Raw genomic sequence first — 19786 nt, forward strand, 5'->3', positions numbered from 1 at the left:
ATAATAATATTATTCTATATAAACTTTCCTTCTCTCTTTAAATTATCATACTTCGTTCTATCCCTTGAAGAAAAGACCTTTGCTGGATGACCTCCCGCAATACCCAATTCTTCAATATTACAAACTACAACGCTACCAGCTTGAATTATAGCACCCTCGCCAATTGTAACACCAGCCAAAACAGTCACATTAATCCCTATCCAAACATTATCTCCTATAATAACATCTTTAACTATCAAGGTTTCATCATATGGAATTGCATCACCTAGATGATTATGATATGAGGTTAACACTTTACAACCAAAACCAGAATGAAAGTTATCTCCGATAACAAAATTGCCCTGACCATATACAATCAAGCCATTAAAATGAACATTCTTGCCTACACGAGTATATTTGTTCAATCTTGTATAGCCGTTAGCTTTTATTGAAGGGCCAAAGTTACCACTTGATTTCTTTGCTATAAACGTAAAAATCAAAGACCGTATTCTTTTAAATAATTTAATCATTATGTATTTATTTTATTTAGTCCCCAAGGCATTTTATAATTCTTATAGCTAAGTATGAATACGCCCAAAAACAATATAAAAAATGTAATAGTCGTGGCCTGAGCAGCCCCAAGTATTCCATTTTTCTGTATTAACAAATAATTGAGAATTAAATTCAAAATTGCAGACCCCAAAGTCATGTATGCTATTAATTTGGTTTTCTTTAAATAGAATAAATAATTGGCAACCATTTTATACATACCATTAAACGCATAACCCAATAAAATCCATAGCACAACAGCACTTCCTGTGGTAAAGGCTTTACCAATGAAATATTTATAAATCAACGGTGTTATTAAATAAAATACTAATACCAAAAAAAGAATCAAGAAAAAATAAGCATAGGATATTTTTACAATTCTAACCTTTTCAGCATGATTGTTTTCTTTTAATTTTCCAAAAAAGAAAGGAACCCAAGCTTGGTTGAAAGAATTTTGTAATAAAGCTATCACCATACCTATTTGATAACCTACCGAGTAGATTCCTACTTCGCTAAGCCCAAGCATAAAAAGTATAAAAAAACGATCAGAAAAACCAATTAAATTACCGCCCAAAGTGTGAAAAACCAAAGGCAAGCTAAAAGACAACGCTTCTTTCCTGTACACCTTATCAACACGCAATATGTTTAGAAATCCATTTCTATAAAGCAAAAAGCATGCGACCGCACCAAAAAGCAAGGCTACCAAAAACTGAGGTATTAGCCTGCCCTCCCAACCCATTTTAAAGCTTACAATGAGAAGAACTGACAAACCTAAGTCCAGTAGTGTTTTAGACACTCTAAAGACTCCAAATTGAACAGTTTTATACGATACCCGCCATAATATTAATAAAATCTCACTGACCTGTGAAAAAAGAACATAACAAATACTTACAATTATTATAAAAGGGGGGAAACTATATGATTTAATAAAATCTTGCGCTATGTAAGTAATAAAAATAGAAATTAATATAAAAATTATACCTGATCCAAAAAGCACTAAGAAAACAGTAGTAACAAATTTTGGTAAATCAACATCTTCAAAATAATAACGGCTTATAGACTGTACCACACTTAGACCAACGACAGGTGTAGCAATCAACGATATATTAAAAAAGATATCAATTATAGCATAATCATCCGGACTAAGGTAAGTTGTTAAGATGGGTAGCAAAAGAAACGGTATTGCTGAATTAACTACATTGAACAACGTGAAAAAAGAAATATTCTTAAATAATTTTCTGTTATTCATACCCTTACTTCCTTAATATCCTTTGCTCAATAACGTCATTTAAATTGTTAACAAAATTGCTTTCGATAAAATTTCTTGATTTCTGTACAATTCTTTCTTTGTCGTAAAAATGATGGTTTTTAATAATATGCTCAAATTCACTAATGGAATTTACGAATACCGTATGCCCAGAATCATCAAGGACTTCACCATAATAATTCGAAGCCCAATTTTTATAATCGTATAGAATATTAGGTACTCCAAAACATAACGATTCTATTGCGCATGTAGAATTAATTGTCATATGAAAATCAGCTATCTTCAAACACTCGTATACATTTGAATTTCGTTCAACTCTTACATTATCTGGGAACTGAAATTCTTGATATGACCTCTTAGGATCTCTAGGTACTAACAAAAACAGGATAGTTTTATCTCTTAAAGCGATATCATTTAAAAATTTAAACATAAATTTCTCAAAAGGATCCTGTAAACTTAATACAATGATTTTTGTAAAACCATTTTTATCGGGTAGATGCTTGAAATCGTCAACAGGAGAATTAATAAACTCTTCTAAAAAATAATATCCTATAGGAATTACATTAGAAGGTTTAATGAAAAAATTATTGGCATCGAAAATCTTAGACTCATTAACACCATAAGTCAACAAATAGTCTGGGTAGAAATTGTTTCCAAAATCTTTAAATACGTTATAAGCATAGTGCAACTCATTAATTACACCATGCTGTAACTCTACAACAGGAATCTTTTTTTCTTTTAACGCTTTTATGTATCCTATTGAAGATGCAGAATAAACAAAAAAGACAACATTTGGTGTTGCCACCTTAAGCATTAATTTCATAAATAGATACTGAGCTCTATGATTTTTTAATACAGCCTTATAATCTAGAGAAATACCTGATTCTTTGAATATTTTGATAAGTATTTCTTCGTTTTCAACCTTAACATTTCTACTTAAAAAGAGACCAATTAATTTTGCGCATGAAAAAAAAACAGTCTGACTTATAATATTCCCGTTCTTAAGATCCTCCTTTTTATAATGCTGACCAAGAGGATATGGATTTTCAATAACTAAAGTTCTTAATTCATGCTCCACAATCGGCTCCATAACACGATCAACGTATTTCCCGTGAATTTTTTTTCTCCTGTCAGAATTAGAAAAGACCCAAAACTTATAACGGTTAATTATTAATAACTCCTTTAAACCATAAAACAATGTTACCAAAAGCTCAATGATTAAGCTTTTATTGATTATTACAGTTCTGGATGTTAGTCCTTCCTTAGTACGCAGCTCCTCATTAACTTTATATCTTAAAATGGGCCAAACACAATCTCCATCCAATTTAATTGACTGCGTATCATAACATAATTCAATTTCTTTTAACCCCATACTGTTAGACATTTTTTAATTCTTTTTGAGAGTTTTGACAAACAAGAAACAAAATAAAAAATGCAGAAAAAAACACTACACCTCTTTCTCTTTCTAAAATACTTTCAAATACAAAATTTAGCCCCATAAAAACAATAAAAAAAAAGAAAATTTGATCTTTATTATTAAGCGCCTTTACCAGCCCCAAAAATAGAGCTAATAGAAACGGTATGAGGATTAAAAAACCATTTGAAACTAAAAAGTTTAAATACTGATTATGACTATTTTTATTTCTTAAACCCTCACAAATAGAAAAACTAAACAAAGCTATACAATTTTCATTAAGTGATCTAACAACACTACCTGTACCGTATCCATATAAAGGGCTGTTTTTAATAACTTGCGTAGACAATTTCCACAATCCAAAACGTATTGAACTTGATTCGTTAGTTTGTTCTTGTTTCATCCATACCTTATCGAAAGAACTTACAAGCTGCTCTGTGCGCTGGTACATTAAAGGGTTAATTAAGAAAATAAAGGAGACTCCTAAAATAAGAGTACTCAAAAGGGAAATCGTATACTTATTGGGTCTCCTAATAAGACTGTAGATAAAATAAGTGCAACTAGCTATAAGAAATGAAAATATACCGGCCTTACTAGAAGTAAATATAAAAGTTACAAATAGAAAGATCATCAAAGTCCATTTTATAATTAATCCATACTTTCTATCATTATGATAATAGCTTAATAAATAGAACAAGGATAAACCAATATAAATAGAAAAATAAGTGGGATGCAAATCTAAAAAATCGGAAAATTCGACATAAAAAAATATATTAATTTTTCTTGAAAATTCATCCAAAACATAATGATCCCCTGTTTCATAATAGCGATAAAACGAATTACCAAAACATAATAAAGAAGTAAATACTACTCCAAGAATAAAACTAAGAAAGTATTGCTCTTTTTGTTCTTTTAATAAGTTCTTTCCCCCAAGAAATAAAGGAAAAACTAGTAAGCTTAACTGTGTTTGGACTTTTGAAAAACCTAAAGTAATATCAGATGAATAACTTAGTCCAACAATCAAAATTAAATATACTAGCATCAACAAAGAAACAGGTTTTCGGAACCAAATATTTCTAAAATATTTACGCTCAAAAGTAAGTAGGGATACTAAAGAGTAAATAATAATTAAAACTGTTGTTAATTTTGGAGAAAGCGGAATTGTAAAAAAAAGTGCTAATAAAATATATTGCTCTGATTTTCTTAAAATTGAATGGTAATCTTTAATTATTGCTTTTATCATTATTCTTAAAAAAATCTAGGGCATAAAACAATATGAAAAGGTAAAAGTAATTGGACCACGCTCCCGACAACAAAGTTATTGAAACAACACAACTAAAAAAGAACAACCAAATTAAATTTGGTGAATACAAAGTATTGCGAATTGTAGACTTAATATCAAGTATAAAAAAACCAAGCATCCCAAAACCGAACAAACCCATTTCTGTTATAAGCTGTAACGTGAAATTATGCATACTGTATGCTGCCCATTTTTCTTGACCAGGTACAATTAATTCTTGAATCATCAGCAGAGAATTACCAGGGCCTATTCCAATCAGATAAGAGTTAAAGAACTCATGTATTCCCGTGATTACAGCATTCGACCGAGAATTAAAAGTCCCAATATGTTCAAGAGGAGTACCTGTGAATAAACCGTTTACCAGTCTCGAAATAAAATATTCAATAGTATATTTTCCTTGAATAGTGTATTCACGAGCAAAAAACATAACCAGAACACCAATTAAGACAATTAAGCCGAAGCCAATATAACGCATTCTAAAAAGCCTAAACTTCATAATGAAGTATCCTCCAAAAAAAATAATAAGCGATAATATTGCTAATTTTGCGTCATTGTAGGCTATCAAATATATAGACAGAAGTATCCAAATATATTTAAAATAAGAGCTTTGCTTTAAAAAGAATAGTGGAGTGAAAATAGCAAGAATAGCCGAGTATTCATTTTCATTCCAAAAAAAGAGATTAATAGCCGGAAATCTATTTTGAGTATTAAAATATACCCCACCAATAAAATACTGTAGTAAGCCTAATACAATTAATGTTCTATATAAAATAGACAAGAAAATGTACACGGTTTCCTTGTTGCAACGTTTTATAATTTCTTTATAGTAAAAATAAAAGAAGAAAATAGTAATGTAATAGAAATTATAAGCCCAATTAATTTCATGAAACCTAGAACCTAATGAAGCAATTAAAGAATATAAAAAAAAACCAATAATTATTATTGATAATTTGATGCCGCGTTTTGTATTTACAAAAAATAACCATAAAAATAAAAAAGGCAAAAGCACCCTAAAGAGCGTTATTTTACTTTCCATAGAGGGTCTTAATATAGTACTAAGACCAGCTATTAAAATGATTCCCAAATGAACAAGTGTTTCAAGCTCTCTAACACTTATTTTATTTCTGAACTTTAATTGCACATATATTGTATTACTTATTTAATATGTTTGTTTTCTAAGGGTGTTCCTCTTTTAAAAGACCCTGTAAAAGTTTTACCAAGTATTTCGTGAAAAAATTTAGGGTGCATGCCATACCCAGGCCTAATAGAGCGAATGTTGTCCTTTGTTATTAAATCTCCTATTCTCACATCTTCTACAATAAATAGTGACCTTGCAAATTTCCTGTTATTTCTAATTTTTTCAGAAATTTCATAAGACACCTTTCCTATTAGCTTTTCCGTATTCCTTACTTCTGTAACCATTCTTGTAAACTCCTCTGTATCTAGAGAAAAATCAGCATCAGGTCCACCTATTGACTTATCCAAAATAAAATGCTTCTCTATAACGTTTGCACCCAATGCTGTGGCAACTGTAGGAGCAAGGGAACCATATGTATGATCACTAAAACCTACTTCAACATCAAAGCGTTTCTTTAAATCTGGTATAGTTTTTAAATTAGCCAACTCTAAGGGGGCTGGATAAGAAGATGTGCATTTTAATAAAATAATTTCATTATTACCCATTTTTCTACAAGTCTCAACTGCTAAATTAATATCCTCCTCTTCTGCAATGCCAGTAGATATGATGATTGGTTTCCCTTTGGATGCGACATAATTTATTAATGGAATATCTTGGATTTCAAAAGAGGCAATCTTATAGGCTGGCACATTTAGCTCTTCAAGAAAATCAACCGCAGTAAAATCGAAAGGTGATGAAAAACAAATTATACCTTCTTCTTTTGCAACCTCGAATAACTTTTTGTGCCATTCCCAAGGAGTATACGCTTCGTCATATAATTGATATAGTGTTTTACCATCCCACAAACTTCCATTCTCTATTCTAAAATGTTTATTGTGGCAATCTATAGTCAGTGTATCCGCCGTATAGGTTTGTAACTTTATTGCATCAGCTCCTGTCTTTTTTGCAGCTCTTATTGTTTCTATGGCTACATTTAAATCTCCGTTATGATTCGCAGACAGTTCTGCTATTATGAAACAAGGATTATCTCCTCCTATTTCTCTATTTCCTATTTTCATTACTAAATATATTTCCTTTTATAAAAGTACAATTTTGAGTCCTTATAACATCCAAATTTAGCGATCCATCCCTTACTTTTACAACAACATTAGGAGAAGTATTAATAATTTGTCCATTTTTCTGATTATCAAATGTATTTACTTTACTAATGGAAGCTTTATCAATTATAATCTTTTGACCCTGAAAAAAAGTAAATGCCCCAGGATAAGGGTTCGCTTGCGCCCTAATCCAATTTCTGATTTTTTCTTTATTCCAATTCCAATTAATTTCCCCATCTAAAGGCGTACGCTTACCAAAAATAGTAGCTTTTGACTCATCTTGTTCCCTAAGGCTAATTTTATTGGATATGATATCAGAAAGGACTTTTTCAATCAAAGGGAAATATTCCTTTGAATATTTTGTTAAAATCACAGCTCCAGTGTCCTCTTCTCCAATAGCTATTTTAATTTGACGTATTATTTTACCAGTATCACAACCATTATCAATAATGTGAGCTGTTATACCTGTCATCGTTTCACCATTGATTATTGCCCATACATGTGGAGTTCTCCCTCTGTATTTAGGTAATAATGATCCATGAATATTAAAAGTAAGAATATTAGAGTGGTTGAATATATCACGTTCAATTAGAAACAAATAGTTAATGGATATAATCACATCGACGTTAATTTTTTTTATAAAATTATGTCCTGAGCCTCCTCGTGGGTTTCCTGCATATAAAGGAATTTTATGTTTGTGAGCGAAATCAATTATTGTGTTTGAATTACTATCCGTCAAGATAAATTTAATAGGATGAACTTCTGCAAGCTTGCACAAGGTTTCAAATCCTAATACACCACTAACTAAAACTCCAATTGTTAACATAAGGTCTTTATTAAATTTAAATGTCTTGACGCAATTCTATCGTCGAATAATTTTTTTTGTGCCTCAACTTGTTCATTAAAATTACCCTCTTTCAATATAGCTTCAATTAAACCTAAGAAATTAGAAACTTCAAAATTTTTCATGTTTCCCCCAGGATATATAGCTTTACTTTCTAAAAACCCTTTATAAATTAATTCTTGATTATTTACAAAAAAGCCACTCAAAATAGGCATTTTAACACAACATAGCTCATATAATATCGTACTTGCAGGGGCAATAGCGAAATTGCAAAAACCCATGACTTCCAAAAGACTTTCTTCTGATAAATTAGCAAAAGTTTTTATCCTTTTAGAGAATATCCTTTCTAAGTCAAAAATTTCTGAATGATTATATGCTCCTCCTAGAACCACATGAATTTTTCTAATTGATTTAATTTGCAAGAGTGCCTTTACAGCTTTTAAGCTTAGATTAAATGGATCTGCTCCTCCGAAACATACAAACACATTTTCAATTAAATTAACACTCTTATATTGCTTTGCTTGATTCAAAAAAAGGGGCCTCAATATCGCATATGGGGTTCCAAGAGCTAATTTTGTATATGATTCTTTTCTAAAGTCAGTTTTATTGACGTAGGGCGAATGGTTAATAACTAAATCTGCAAACATATATTCCTTTGCCAAGTCATCGATGTAAATTAATTTATATCCCTTATTTTTCAATTGCTTTTGATAAATGGAATTAAATTGATATCCGTCTGCAATTACATTAAATTCATCTGAAGGATAATTATTGCTTATCCAATCAGGTTCTTCCTCTAAAGTGATTTTTTCAGGTATCAGAGCTAAGGATATTTTATCATCAAACATTGAAGAAATAGTGGATGCTCGTGTTAGAAAAATAAATTCATAATGACCTCTTACAATTTCTACGATTGCTAATAACCGGTATAAGTGGCCGAGACCAGTTTTAGAATTACCATCTGCTCTGAAAATAATTTTTTTTGTCATTTTTTTTACTCTCCGGTTTTTATAAAGAAAAAATAAAACGAACAGTTCTATCTTTAAAAATTTTCAACTTTAATCTTTATGTTTCTCTAGTAAAGAAACAGATCGATGTAAATCATATTTTTGCAAGATTTGAATTGCAAAATTCAACTCATTCTTAGCGTCTTTAAACTGCTTTTTTTGAATATTACTAGTATTTGCCTGAAAAATATAAGGAGCATCAATAAGAACCGCCTGAACAAGCTTCAGACCTCTTAATCCATTTCTTTCACCGTATTGCAATACAGATGAAGTCACCAATAAATCAGAGGCATAATCAACCGTTAATCTTAAATATTTCAATGATTTGTTTAGAACAGGATTAAAAACTCCTTTCTTATACTTCTGGTTGTTTCTAATAAACAAAGTAACATGCTCTCTGTCATTTTCAGTAAGTACTTGATCAGGCATTTTGAGTAAAGACTGTGCTCTGATTACTTCAAAATTCATTCCTGTTGGCAGAATATCTGTACAAGTATAATCATTCTCTTCTAGGAGATGAAAATTTATTGTTTCGTCTAATGTATTAATATCAATAATTGGGTTATCCGCAGTTAGCCGTACTACAGTGTTATAATCCGCATCTCTTAATATTGTAATAAATCTGCTCAACACATCATCCTCTTCCCCTCGAAAACAAGTTATTTCATTTTTAATACAAAAATCCTCAAGCGAATCGTTTTCCTTATTCTTTGAGGTGGCAATAACAATTTCTCCGCAGTGCTTTGACTTACGTAATTCTTCAATTACCCACATTAGAAGAGGCTTAGCTCCCCATAATGGTAATGGCATCAAAACTTTACCAGGAAGGCGACTGGATTGCATTCTTGCCTGAATAATAAAAACAACTTTCTTATTTTGCTGTCCATCCTCCATCTACTACAAAATTTTGACCGGTTATATAGTCTGCCGCATTTGACGCTAAAAAAACGAAACAACCCGCCAGGTCTTCTGGTAAACCTACACGCCCCAGACAGGTTTTTTCCGCTAAGGCTTTTATAAAGCCTTTGTTTTCTTTTACTTTATCTGAAGGAAAGGGCCCAGGGGTTATTGTATTTACATTAATATTATGTTTTCCCAAGTAACTAGCGTAATACTTTGTTATCTGAATAACGCCAGCTTTCGCCGCCCCGTAATGTGGGGGATTTAAAAATTCTGGATATTCATCATATACTTCAAATTGCGGAGCTACAACTCCATACATTGAAGATACATTTAATATTTTTCCACTTCCGTTCTTCTTAAAATAAGGTATTACCTCCCTTATCGCTCTAAACACACTATTGAGCGATCCATCAATTCCGTAAGACCAATCGTCATCAGACATCTGTTCTGGAGATTGACCACGACTATAAAAAGCGTTATTAATTAATACGTCTATTTTACCTTCTTTTTCATCAATAGTTTGAAAAGCCTGTTTGATTGATTCTGTAGTTGAAATATCACATTTTATAAAATTGATATTCAAGTTAACTATACTATCTTCTGCCGCGAACGTGTTTTTAAATTTCTCCTCACTTCTTCCCAAGACATAAACTTTGGCTCCATGATGACAGAGACTTAATGTAATTGCATGACCAAGAAAACCATACCCTCCAGATATTAAAATAACCTTGTTGTCAAGATTGAATGTTTTTATCATAGTAATCTATTTTTTAGGCCATAAAGACGGCACTAAAATTTTTTCTGCAACTACTGGTATTCTAGTCTTTACAGGTTGTTTTAAAGAAATATTTTTTAAATTCTGGCTGAGTTGGTTTACATTTTCAACTCCTACAACAACTACATCAATAAATTCCTTTTCTAAAGCAAAATTCAGAAGTGCACCTGACAAGTTTTCTCCAAATTCATTTTGCAAATCACTTATCACATTTTTAACAGATTCAAAGTAAACGGGCAAGTTTTTAGGTTCAATAAAAAAAAGACCCTGTAAAAATGCAGAACGGACATGTATTTCACAACCATTTTTCTTCAATTCCACAATATGCCTTTCGAATCTTCTATCAAAAAGGTTATACGGCACCTGAATTAAATCCGGTTCCATGTTTTTTTGCAATAACGTATCTAGCTCCTCAAGACTATTTAGGGAATAACCTATTTTCTCAACCTTTGATTGTTCTTTTAATTCTTTAAGGTCAAGCCATTGTTCTGGATTTTTCAAAAGCTCTTCAGGTCTGTGTGCTAAATAAGCATAAACCATTTCTAGTCCAAGATTTTTGAGACTTGTTTCTAATTCATCTTTTACTGAGCCTTGATTTGGAGGCATAAATTTGGATATGACTCTAAAGGAGCTCAAGTCAAATGAACCCAGCACCTTTTCGGCATTACCATATGCTGAAGCTGTATCTATATAAGTGATCCTATTCTTTCCAGCATAATCCAAAATCTTTTCTATCTCTACACTATCAGTCTTTCCTTTTGTATTTGAAATACCGTAATCAATACCAAATTGAACCGTACCTAACCCTAATTTGCTATACACTTTTTTCATAGAATTCAAGTACCTGATCTATCACGTATTGCTGTTCTTTCGTTTCTAGTGTTGGATACATGGGTAGACTTATACATCTTTTATAATATTGCTCTGCCTGTGGCAAATCTCCTTCTTGCCAGCCTCGATTTCTGTAATAAGGCATTAAGTGACAAGGTATGTAATGTATCTGCGCGTATATTTTACGTTCTCTTAAGTGATTATAAAGCCCTGTTCTATCATCTACCTCTACAACATACAAATGATAAGCATGGCCTTCCACTACATCAGACTGACCCTTAATAAACTTTTTATCAAAAAAGGCGTCTTTGTAAACTTTTGCAAGTTTTCTTCTTATTTCCAAGCCTTGATCTGCACGAGAAAGCTGAGAATGACCTAAGGCCGATTGAAAATCGGTTAAACGGTAATTGTAGCCTAAAGTTTGCATTTCCATATACCAAGTAGGGTATTCCGAAAAACCAGATTCACCAGCAGCAAAGTCTATACTATTTTTAAATGTTTCACTATCCTTGGTTATTCCATGCGTTCTCAACATTAATAAAGACTTGTACAAATCCTCATCATTTGTTGTAATCATACCTCCTTCACCAGCAGCAATATGTTTTACAGGGTGAAAAGAGAAAATAGCCAAATCAGCAAATTTCCCATTACCACATTGTTGTTTTATATCATTACTATCTTTAAAATACCCTCCCGGCGCATGACATGAGTCTTCTATAATCCATAAATCATGTTTATTTGCTAAATTGGCAAAAGCTTCCATATCTACACTTCTCCCGGCAAAATCTACTGGAATAATTCCCTTATATGTTCCTTTTGGTGACGCCAATATGAGCTCTTCAACCTTATCTATATCTAGTAGATAAGTATCTGGTTCAATATCAGCAAATACAACTTCTCCGCCGCAATATCGAACGCAGTTAGCCGATGCTGCAAAAGTAATGGGCGTTGTTATAACCTTATCTCCTTCCTTAACATTTAATGCAAGCGTACAAAGATGCAGCGCAGCAGTCCCATTTGCGACAGCAACAGCATATTTACTGCCAACATACTCAGCAAAGGCTTCTTCGAATTCTAAAACTCTTGGGCCTTGAGTAAGATAATCAGATTTTAATGTGGCTATTACAGCATCAATATCTTCCTGAGAAATATTTTGGCGACCATATGGAATTGGTTTCATCATAATGTAAAAGTTGAATCAACATGTTCCTTAATTAACTCTCTAAGACCTTGAACAGTTTCCCATTCCGTATTTTCACCCGAATTATAACTAAATCCTTGAGGGACTTTTTTAGCCTGAAACTTTTTTAAGTACTCTTCCAAATTCCACTGGTGTGTAACTGGTAAAATAGCATAGTATTCTCCTAAATCATACGTGTAAAAAGAATCTGACGGTGTAATCATCTCTTCGTGAATCTTCTCTCCTGGACGTATTCCAACCACAGGTTTCTCACATTCAGGACCAACTGCTTCAGCAACATCAGTAATACGGTAAGAAGGTATTTTCGGAACGAAAAGTTCACCACCCCAAGCTTCTTCTAGAGCATACATAACCATATCTACACCACCTTGCAACGAAATATTAAACCTCGTCATATTAGGATCCGTAATTGGTAAGATTCCTCCATTCTTTTTCTTAGAAATGAAAAATGGTATTACAGAACCATTTGAACCCATTACATTGCCATATCTAACTACAGAAAAACTAATTGGGCTGTCTCCCTTTATATTATTTGCTGCAACAAATAACTTATCAGAAGTTAATTTAGTAGCACCATACAAATTAATTGGAGCACAAGCTTTGTCAGTAGACAGTGCAACAACACGTTCCACATTCGTTTCCAAACAAGCATCCACTACGTTTTGAGCACCCCCAATGTTTGTCTTTATACATTCTTCAGGATTATACTCTGCTAAATGAACATGTTTCATTGCTGCAGCATGAATTACATAATCCACCCCTTTAAAGGCCCTAATCAAACGATCGCGATCTCTTACATCTCCAATGAAATATCGAATCTGCGGATATTCACTTTCGGAAAACTCTTGAGCCATTTGAAATTGCTTCTGCTCATCTCTTGAAAAAATTATCAGCCTTCTAATTTCAGGATACCTAGTTAGTATATGCTGTGTCAGAGCCTTTCCTAATGACCCAGTGCCTCCAGTTATCAATAGAGACTTATTTTTCATTTCAAATTTCATTTGTGCAGATATTAATTTAAAATTTTACGTTCTGTAAAACAATTTCTTTACTCTTAAGCTTGGTCTTATATTCAATTACCGAAATGGTAATGGCTCGAGCAAAATTAAGTTTAGTTTTAATTTTTCTAGCGATAATTAAATCATTTAATTCGTTTTTTCTTATTTTAAGTGAAAATGTTTCAAAGCCATACTTTATTCTTTCGGTACTTAAAAGTTTTATGTCTTTATCTAATGGATAAACAGCTATAATTATATAATAATTTTTATAAAATTCAACATTCTTAATTGGACAATTAGCAACTATTTGTATACTAATTTCATTAAGGCCTTCTTTTTGAAGATAGACTTTTTTAAAAAAAAGCGATAGGTTCTCCTTTTTAAAATTTTCTTCTTTGACCATAAATCTAAGTATATCTTTTCTCTCGTACACTATAGAAGTTATATGATGCCTTTCTTTATAAACAAAAGATTGGCAACCCAAAAATAAAAATATAAATATAATTACTTTTGAAAAAAAATTGAATTTATAAAAAAAACAGAATGTAAAATTTTTAATCAAAATAATAAAAGTATTAACAAATTACATTCACTCTTTTAATACACTATAATTAGGTCTTCTAGCAAAAGTACGATAATTCTTCACTTTCTCTAGTTTTACATTTTTGGTTAAATTATTATTCGCAAGAATCTTCTCAGCGAACTCAAACCAATTAAGGATTTCACCGTCCGTAAAATGATAAATTCCAGGGAATTTATCATTACTAGATAATACAGTAAGAATATATTTTGCCAAATTATTTGCATTCGTAGGACAACCTGTTTGGCTATCTGTTACCGAAAGATTCTCCCCTGCCTTAGCTTTTTTCAAGATAGAAGTATAAAAATTCTTTCCAAATTCCGAATACAACCAAGAAGTTCTAATAATATAATAATCATCCATTATCGCCTGAATATATTTTTCGCCCAACAATTTAGATTTTCCGTATTCATTAATTGGGTTAGGTATATCATCTACAGAATAGGGTTCTTTCTTTTCACCATCAAAAACATAATCCGTAGAAATATGAATTAGTCCAACTTCATGTTTTTTACAAGCAAAAGCAAGATTTTTGACACCTTCTGCATTAACCCTAATTGCTATATCTGGTGTTTTTTCGGCTTGCTCAACATCGGTATATGCTGCACAATTAATACAATAGTCAAAATCAACGAGATCAAAAGTTTTTTTAATTGATAAAGCATCTGTAATATCTAAATCTTTAGAATTCTTGAAAGTGAATTCCAAGTTTTTAAACTGCGCAGCTATTTTCTGTAAACATTGCCCTAACTGCCCATTTGCCCCCGTAACTAAGACCTTCTTCATTGCATCAATTCTTTGAAAGTTGGCAAAATCAAATCTTTTTCTGAAACTATTAATTCAGATGAAGCAAATCCCCAATCTATTGCTAAGTCAGAATCATTATATAAAATTCCAGATTCCGTTTTAGGGTCATAATAGTTATCGCAAAGATAGGTGAATATTACATTCTCGGTAAGGGTTACAAATCCGTGTGCCATACCTTTTGGTATAAAAATGCTTTTATTATTTACATCTGATAAATGCACCTTAACATGTTCGCCAAAAGTTACACTATCAGGTCTAATATCAACAATTACATCGACTACCTCGCCTTTTTGAACTGAAACTAACTTGGCTTGTGTGCTATTTCCTTTTTGAAAATGCAGTCCTCTTAAAACACCTTTCTTAGAAAGAGATTTATTTTCCTGTACAAAATCAACTTCATACCCTAAAAAATCACTTAGTTCTTTCTTTTTAAAGACTTCAAAAAAGACACCTCTATTATCTTTAAAAATTTGAGGCTCTAGAATTAAGCAACCTTTTAGTTTTGTTTCGGTTATTTTCATTTAATCAAATTCATTAAATATTTACCATAACCACTCTTTAACAAAGGTTCAGCCAGCTCTTCAAGCTGTTTTGCATCAATAAAACCTTGGGTAAAAGCTACTTCTTCTATACAACCAATTTTTAATCCTTGCCGCTCTTCTATTACCTGAACAAATTGAGAGGCTTGCATTAAAGAACTGAATGTACCGGTATCTAGCCATGCAATTCCTTTATCAAGAACACTTACTTGTAGCCTTTCCTTTTTTAAATAAGCAATATTAACATCTGTAATTTCTATTTCTCCTCTGCTACTTGGCGCTATGTTTTCAGCAATTTCAATTACTTCATTGTCATAAAAATAGATTCCTGGTATAGCATAATTAGATTTCGGTGTTTCTGGTTTTTCAACAATTGAAATAGCCTTTCCGTCTTTATCAAATTCAACTACCCCATATCTCTTTGGGTTATTTACGTGATATCCATATATAATACCTCCGTCTGGCTTATAATTTTCCTTTAACAATCTCTCAAGACCATTACCATAAAAAATATTATCTCCTAAAATTAAGGCAACCTTACTTGACCCAATAAAATCTTTACCTATAATGAATGCTTCCGCTAATCCTTTAGGTTCTTTTTGAACGGCATATTCAAATCTACAACCTAACTGACTGCCGTCTGAAAGTAACTTTTTAAATAAAGGCAAATCATCAGGAGTAGTAATAATTAAAATTTCTCGTATGCCAGTTGTCATTAAAGTGGACAACGGGTAATATATCATTGGTTTATCATAAATAGGCATGAGCTGCTTACTTAAAGCCTTTGTCAATGGCCATAAACGTGATCCAGTACCACCTGCGAGTATGATTCCTTTCATATATTTAAAGTTGATATTTGTTTAAATACCAGTCAACAGTTTTTTCTAGACCAGAATCAAAGCTTTCATTGGCTTTCCAACTTAGTTCTTTTGAAACCTTTGACGCATCAATTGCATACCTAAAATCATGTCCAAGACGATCTTCAACAAATTTAATTTGATCTTTATAGCTTCCCTTTTCTTTAGGAATTTTTAAATCTAAAATTTTACAAATCTTCGTCGCTATCGTCAGATTATCGTATTCATTATTCCCACCTAACAAATAAGTTTCTCCCGCTTTTCCTTTGTGATAAATGGAGTCAATACCTGTACAATGATCTTTTACAAATAACCAGTCTCTAACATTTTTTCCATTCCCATAAATGGGAATCTTTACACCATTGATGGCGGACCTAATTATTGTAGGAATCAATTTTTCATCATGTTGTTTAGGACCATAATTATTGGAACAATTACTGGTTACCACATTCATGTCATATGTATGATAATAGCTTCTGACCAAAAAATCAGAAGATGCCTTAGATGCACTGTATGGACTATTAGGTTGGAAGTTCGATTCCTCTGTGAAAAATCCATTTTCACCTAAAGAACCATATACTTCATCCGTTGATATATGATGGAACCTATTGTTTTTATTCTTCCAAAAAATTCTGGCATTCTCTAAAAGATTAAAAGTGCCTTCTATATTTGTTTTTATGAACTGTCTCGGAGAATTTATTGAATTATCTACATGAGATTCTGCCGCAAAATTTATTACGCCACTAATGTCATACTCCTCAAATAATTGCTTAACCATAAGGTTATCGCATATATCTCCTTTTACAAATGTATAATTTGGATGGTTCTCAACTTCCTTAAGGTTACTCAGATCCCCAGCATAGGTTAATACATCTAAATTAACGACCTTAATACTAGGGTTTCTATCTAAAAAATAAGGAATAAAATTACTCCCTATAAAACCAGCACCACCAGTAATTAGTATTGTGTCATGAGATTGGTGGTCAACCATAAATTATAGTAGAGATTTAGATTTCCTGTTCAAATATACCAGTATAGATAAAATAAAGAAAACAGTAATAAATATTATCGGAAGCAAAACAATACTCTTTCCAAAAAAGGATTTGTTTTCGACTTGAGGTTGCCCCAAATTAATGATACTTACCGGCACTGTTCGCTCCTCTAATTCTAACTTCTTAGCCTCAATATCTCTAATTAAGCCGGTTTTATATTCGAATATATCTGCAATATTTACTTGTTCCTGATTATCTAAAATAATCTTATCGTTTGAACTATTATTGGCTTTAGATGCCAATCCATTTGTATAATTAGCTATTATCTCATCTACTTGAACCAATAATTTTTCATCTTCCTTTATTCTTGCTGTTGCATTGCTTCTATACACTTCCAAAAGACCATTGAAATATGTATTTGTATTTATATAGTTCAATACTTTTTCTGCAAATACTTTACCAACAGTAGGATTTTTGTAGTAAAATGTAATTCTATGATTAAAAGAACTTTTGTTCTGTAGTTCAGCCCTAACAATATCTGCAATAGCATCTGTATTCTCAAAACTTTGAAGCAATTCTAAATATTGAGTATCACTTTCAGTATTTCCTACTTCTTCTACTCTAGAGATTTCAATATTTAAACCATTAAAATCAATATTTTCTATGCCTATAGACTTAAAAAATAAAGTGTCTCTCGAGCCTATATTAGATTGCAACTCATTTACAACATCATACAAGTAGTTTTTGCTTTCAATTTGAGGTTTAACGATGACCTCTGTTTTATACTTCTTAGATATAATTTTATTTAACCCATAACCAATCGCAAGGCCAACAACCACAAGACCAATAAGTAAAAGAAGATTCTTCTTAAAATAAAGAAACACTTTTAAAAACCAACGAAAAATGGCATTAAAGCCCCTTCCTATTAATTGAAATAATTGTCCCAAGTCAATTTCATCAGAATTGTTTTGGGTAGATGGTGATTGATTGCTTGCCATTCTATGTATTAAAAATTTGTTTTAAAATTTTATCTGTAATTAAGTACGTTGGTTTTACCCCAGTTGTACCTAATCCTCCAGATGCTAAAGTACTACCTGTTTCTAATGGGTTATCTGATGCATAGTACGCATAACGTACTTTAACATCTTCACCTATACTCTTTCTAATTTTAGAGGCAGACTGTATCGCTTTTTGGTAATGCACACCTTCCATCTCTAAACCAATTACATTCCAAGTTGACTTATGAAAGAACTTAAGAATATCTTTGTTCTGCAGTGAGGTTCCTAAAACAGTCACCATGGTACCTTCAAAAACCTCTAAACCATAACCTTCAAAGTCTTTGGCACACAATTCATTTTTAAATGGATAATTGTCTGCAGTGCCTTCGAAAATATGTGCTGAAGGAATCATTAAATCTCCTTTTCCGCCTTCTAGAATACCTGCTTTTCCCATTATTGAAACAGAATCAACATTTATCAAAGACACATTGTTCTTTTTGGTATTGTATGGTTTCAATAACTCATCAATTGTCTCATACGCTTGCTCACCAAATGCGTAATCCATTACAAATATAACAGGTTTTTTATCAACATCTTGTTCAGAAAATTCATACGAACAATTGTTGATTTTAATTTTTGCGGTATCAAAAATCTGTACATCAATATTTGTTCCAGAGGTATCATCCATAATGATCATACCATTCTTCTCTGCCAAGTCCGTTACTTTCTTTCTTAGCGCAGCATTGCCAGAACTACTAAGGGCTTCAAAAATTTCTAATGAATCTGTATTCGGAAATTCCGTTTTTAAAGCTGCTTTTGCAAATAACGAATTCATTACACTATGCATATTGGCAGAGATAATATGAATAGGCCTATGCATAAGTTTGTTTTTGGTTAAAACCTCCTTTATGTTATTTGCCCATCTTTCTCCATGAATATGATGTCCTAATCGTTCTCTTAGCAAAGCACTAAATGTAACAGCTCTTTTCTCTCCTGAGATTTCTTCATCTAAAGCTAGTTTACCCAACCAATAAATGACATTCAGAAATCTATCGGGATTACTTTTTGTACTGAATTTTTTATAGACTTCTAAAATTTCCTCAAAAGACCTGCCTAATATGTTTGCTGTATGAATAAGTGCAATTTCTCTCTCAGCCTGGGTCAATTCTTCTTTTTGAACTGCAGCTTCAAGTTTAGCCCAATCTCTTATAGTTCTTTCTGTATCTGTTATTAAAACACGCTTACATATTTTTTCAGATTCAATAAATAAGAAAGTAAGGTGCGTAAGAATATCATAGATATCTGAACGACCTCTAGTGATTTCAATATTCATCTGCTCTTCGTCTATACGATAACAGTTTCTTCTTCTTTTTGGTGGAATGATCGGGTTGATATGAGAAATACCATAACCTTCATCTGAAGTTAGATTTATAAAAGAACATTGTTCTATTCCCTCAGGTAATCTTTCTAAAACGTATATAAGTCCGTTTAATTCGGCTTTTTCTTCTCCTACAGAACCATATATTTCTGGTCTTAACTGTAGTAAAGCATTTTTCAACGCTTCACCAGAAACTCCGTTTGGCTTATAAAAACCTCTATTAAAAAGATGGCGCATAGTAATATACATGCGTTCTATAGCATTTGTAGACTCTTGTGCTCTTGTTGTTGTAATTGCTTTTCCCATTGGTGATTTCAAACGAAATTACGATT

20 protein-coding genes are annotated in these 19786 nt (G+C 32.0%); all 20 read right to left on the reverse strand.

The features are described 5' to 3' along the window. Positions 1 to 14: 14 nt before the first annotated feature. Complete coding sequence (locus tag QSV08_RS15975) at positions 15 to 509, reverse strand: acyltransferase (protein WP_324024714.1); 495 nt, start codon at positions 507 to 509, stop codon at positions 15 to 17. After that, the gene (locus tag QSV08_RS15980; protein WP_324024715.1) at positions 509 to 1777 is read right to left on the reverse strand and encodes a lipopolysaccharide biosynthesis protein; all 1269 of its coding nucleotides are present in this window, start codon (positions 1775 to 1777) and stop codon (positions 509 to 511) included. The genes QSV08_RS15975 and QSV08_RS15980 overlap by 1 nt, the downstream gene beginning before the upstream one ends. A gap of 4 nt (positions 1778 to 1781) precedes the next feature. Then, positions 1782 to 3167, reverse strand: coding sequence for a hypothetical protein (locus QSV08_RS15985; protein WP_324024716.1), 1386 nt, complete (start codon positions 3165 to 3167; stop codon positions 1782 to 1784). Positions 3168 to 3171: 4 nt separating this feature from the next. Beyond that, on the reverse strand, positions 3172 to 4452 hold the full coding sequence (locus QSV08_RS15990) for an O-antigen ligase family protein (protein WP_324024717.1): 1281 nt from the start codon (positions 4450 to 4452) through the stop codon (positions 3172 to 3174). Beyond that, a complete protein-coding gene (locus QSV08_RS15995; RefSeq protein WP_324024718.1) occupies positions 4433 to 5545 on the reverse strand; it encodes a hypothetical protein in 1113 nt (370 codons plus the stop codon). The genes QSV08_RS15990 and QSV08_RS15995 overlap by 20 nt, the downstream gene beginning before the upstream one ends. A gap of 119 nt (positions 5546 to 5664) precedes the next feature. Further along, complete coding sequence (gene pseI / locus QSV08_RS16000) at positions 5665 to 6705, reverse strand: pseudaminic acid synthase (RefSeq protein ID WP_324024719.1); 1041 nt, start codon at positions 6703 to 6705, stop codon at positions 5665 to 5667. After that, the gene (locus QSV08_RS16005; protein ID WP_324024720.1) at positions 6689 to 7570 is read right to left on the reverse strand and encodes a methionyl-tRNA formyltransferase; all 882 of its coding nucleotides are present in this window, start codon (positions 7568 to 7570) and stop codon (positions 6689 to 6691) included. Before QSV08_RS16005 ends, pseI begins: the two co-directional genes overlap by 17 nt. Continuing rightward, positions 7564 to 8577 (reverse strand): UDP-2,4-diacetamido-2,4,6-trideoxy-beta-L-altropyranose hydrolase, encoded by a 1014-nt coding sequence (gene pseG / locus QSV08_RS16010; RefSeq protein WP_324024721.1) that lies wholly within the window; start codon positions 8575 to 8577, stop codon positions 7564 to 7566. The genes QSV08_RS16005 and pseG overlap by 7 nt, the downstream gene beginning before the upstream one ends. Before the next feature lie 69 nt (positions 8578 to 8646). Next, on the reverse strand, positions 8647 to 9489 hold the full coding sequence (locus tag QSV08_RS16015) for a cytidylyltransferase domain-containing protein (RefSeq protein ID WP_324024722.1): 843 nt from the start codon (positions 9487 to 9489) through the stop codon (positions 8647 to 8649). Further along, a complete protein-coding gene (locus QSV08_RS16020) occupies positions 9467 to 10255 on the reverse strand; it encodes an SDR family NAD(P)-dependent oxidoreductase (protein ID WP_324024723.1) in 789 nt (262 codons plus the stop codon). The genes QSV08_RS16015 and QSV08_RS16020 overlap by 23 nt, the downstream gene beginning before the upstream one ends. Before the next feature lie 6 nt (positions 10256 to 10261). After that, positions 10262 to 11104 (reverse strand): aldo/keto reductase, encoded by an 843-nt coding sequence (locus tag QSV08_RS16025; RefSeq protein WP_324024724.1) that lies wholly within the window; start codon positions 11102 to 11104, stop codon positions 10262 to 10264. Next, the gene (gene pseC / locus QSV08_RS16030) at positions 11088 to 12287 is read right to left on the reverse strand and encodes a UDP-4-amino-4,6-dideoxy-N-acetyl-beta-L-altrosamine transaminase (protein WP_324024725.1); all 1200 of its coding nucleotides are present in this window, start codon (positions 12285 to 12287) and stop codon (positions 11088 to 11090) included. The genes QSV08_RS16025 and pseC overlap by 17 nt, the downstream gene beginning before the upstream one ends. Then, a complete protein-coding gene (pseB, locus tag QSV08_RS16035) occupies positions 12284 to 13306 on the reverse strand; it encodes a UDP-N-acetylglucosamine 4,6-dehydratase (inverting) (RefSeq protein WP_324024726.1) in 1023 nt (340 codons plus the stop codon). Before pseB ends, pseC begins: the two co-directional genes overlap by 4 nt. 16 nt (positions 13307 to 13322) lie before the next feature. After that, positions 13323 to 13706, reverse strand: a complete 384-nt coding sequence (locus QSV08_RS16040; protein WP_324024727.1) for a hypothetical protein — start codon at positions 13704 to 13706, stop codon at positions 13323 to 13325. Between the two features lie 186 nt (positions 13707 to 13892). Beyond that, complete coding sequence (gene rfbD / locus QSV08_RS16045; protein ID WP_324024728.1) at positions 13893 to 14669, reverse strand: dTDP-4-dehydrorhamnose reductase; 777 nt, start codon at positions 14667 to 14669, stop codon at positions 13893 to 13895. Further along, on the reverse strand, positions 14666 to 15211 hold the full coding sequence (rfbC, locus tag QSV08_RS16050; protein WP_324024729.1) for a dTDP-4-dehydrorhamnose 3,5-epimerase: 546 nt from the start codon (positions 15209 to 15211) through the stop codon (positions 14666 to 14668). The genes rfbD and rfbC overlap by 4 nt, the downstream gene beginning before the upstream one ends. Next, positions 15208 to 16068 (reverse strand): glucose-1-phosphate thymidylyltransferase RfbA, encoded by an 861-nt coding sequence (gene rfbA / locus QSV08_RS16055; protein ID WP_324024730.1) that lies wholly within the window; start codon positions 16066 to 16068, stop codon positions 15208 to 15210. The genes rfbC and rfbA overlap by 4 nt, the downstream gene beginning before the upstream one ends. A gap of 4 nt (positions 16069 to 16072) precedes the next feature. After that, on the reverse strand, positions 16073 to 17077 hold the full coding sequence (gene rfbB / locus QSV08_RS16060; protein ID WP_324024731.1) for a dTDP-glucose 4,6-dehydratase: 1005 nt from the start codon (positions 17075 to 17077) through the stop codon (positions 16073 to 16075). Positions 17078 to 17080: 3 nt separating this feature from the next. Beyond that, positions 17081 to 18076: a hypothetical protein gene (locus tag QSV08_RS16065; protein WP_324024732.1), complete on the reverse strand. Its 996-nt coding sequence runs from the start codon at positions 18074 to 18076 to the stop codon at positions 17081 to 17083. Between the two features lies 1 nt (position 18077). Further along, positions 18078 to 19760 carry a DUF6909 family protein gene (locus QSV08_RS16070; protein ID WP_324024733.1) on the reverse strand — a complete coding sequence of 561 codons (1683 nt, stop codon included), beginning with the start codon at positions 19758 to 19760 and terminating at the stop codon, positions 18078 to 18080. Positions 19761 to 19786 lie beyond the last annotated feature (26 nt).

The sequence above is a fragment of the Maribacter sp. BPC-D8 genome (assembly GCF_035207705.1).
Classification (GTDB): domain Bacteria; phylum Bacteroidota; class Bacteroidia; order Flavobacteriales; family Flavobacteriaceae; genus Maribacter.

Excerpts from the sequence above, each read along its gene's own strand:
- QSV08_RS15985 (WP_324024716.1), bottom strand. The coding sequence starts at position 3,167 with ATGGGGTTAAAAGAAATTGAATTATGTTATGATACGCAGTCAATTAAA.
- rfbD (WP_324024728.1), bottom strand. The coding sequence starts at position 14,669 with ATGAAGAAGGTCTTAGTTACGGGGGCAAATGGGCAGTTAGGGCAATGT.
- pseC (WP_324024725.1), bottom strand. The coding sequence starts at position 12,287 with ATGATGAAACCAATTCCATATGGTCGCCAAAATATTTCTCAGGAAGAT.
- QSV08_RS15990 (WP_324024717.1), bottom strand. The coding sequence starts at position 4,452 with ATGATAAAAGCAATAATTAAAGATTACCATTCAATTTTAAGAAAATCA.
- rfbC (WP_324024729.1), bottom strand. The coding sequence starts at position 15,211 with ATGAAAATAACCGAAACAAAACTAAAAGGTTGCTTAATTCTAGAGCCT.
- pseG (WP_324024721.1), bottom strand. The coding sequence starts at position 8,577 with ATGACAAAAAAAATTATTTTCAGAGCAGATGGTAATTCTAAAACTGGT.
- QSV08_RS16025 (WP_324024724.1), bottom strand. The coding sequence starts at position 11,104 with ATGAAAAAAGTGTATAGCAAATTAGGGTTAGGTACGGTTCAATTTGGT.
- pseB (WP_324024726.1), bottom strand. The coding sequence starts at position 13,306 with ATGAAATTTGAAATGAAAAATAAGTCTCTATTGATAACTGGAGGCACT.
- QSV08_RS16070 (WP_324024733.1), bottom strand. The coding sequence starts at position 19,760 with ATGGGAAAAGCAATTACAACAACAAGAGCACAAGAGTCTACAAATGCT.
- QSV08_RS16040 (WP_324024727.1), bottom strand. The coding sequence starts at position 13,706 with ATGGTCAAAGAAGAAAATTTTAAAAAGGAGAACCTATCGCTTTTTTTT.
- QSV08_RS15980 (WP_324024715.1), bottom strand. The coding sequence starts at position 1,777 with ATGAATAACAGAAAATTATTTAAGAATATTTCTTTTTTCACGTTGTTC.
- pseI (WP_324024719.1), bottom strand. The coding sequence starts at position 6,705 with ATGAAAATAGGAAATAGAGAAATAGGAGGAGATAATCCTTGTTTCATA.
- QSV08_RS16015 (WP_324024722.1), bottom strand. The coding sequence starts at position 9,489 with ATGGAGGATGGACAGCAAAATAAGAAAGTTGTTTTTATTATTCAGGCA.
- QSV08_RS16020 (WP_324024723.1), bottom strand. The coding sequence starts at position 10,255 with ATGATAAAAACATTCAATCTTGACAACAAGGTTATTTTAATATCTGGA.
- QSV08_RS15995 (WP_324024718.1), bottom strand. The coding sequence starts at position 5,545 with ATGGAAAGTAAAATAACGCTCTTTAGGGTGCTTTTGCCTTTTTTATTT.
- QSV08_RS16005 (WP_324024720.1), bottom strand. The coding sequence starts at position 7,570 with ATGTTAACAATTGGAGTTTTAGTTAGTGGTGTATTAGGATTTGAAACC.
- QSV08_RS15975 (WP_324024714.1), bottom strand. The coding sequence starts at position 509 with ATGATTAAATTATTTAAAAGAATACGGTCTTTGATTTTTACGTTTATA.
- rfbB (WP_324024731.1), bottom strand. The coding sequence starts at position 17,077 with ATGGTTGACCACCAATCTCATGACACAATACTAATTACTGGTGGTGCT.
- rfbA (WP_324024730.1), bottom strand. The coding sequence starts at position 16,068 with ATGAAAGGAATCATACTCGCAGGTGGTACTGGATCACGTTTATGGCCA.
- QSV08_RS16065 (WP_324024732.1), bottom strand. The coding sequence starts at position 18,076 with ATGGCAAGCAATCAATCACCATCTACCCAAAACAATTCTGATGAAATT.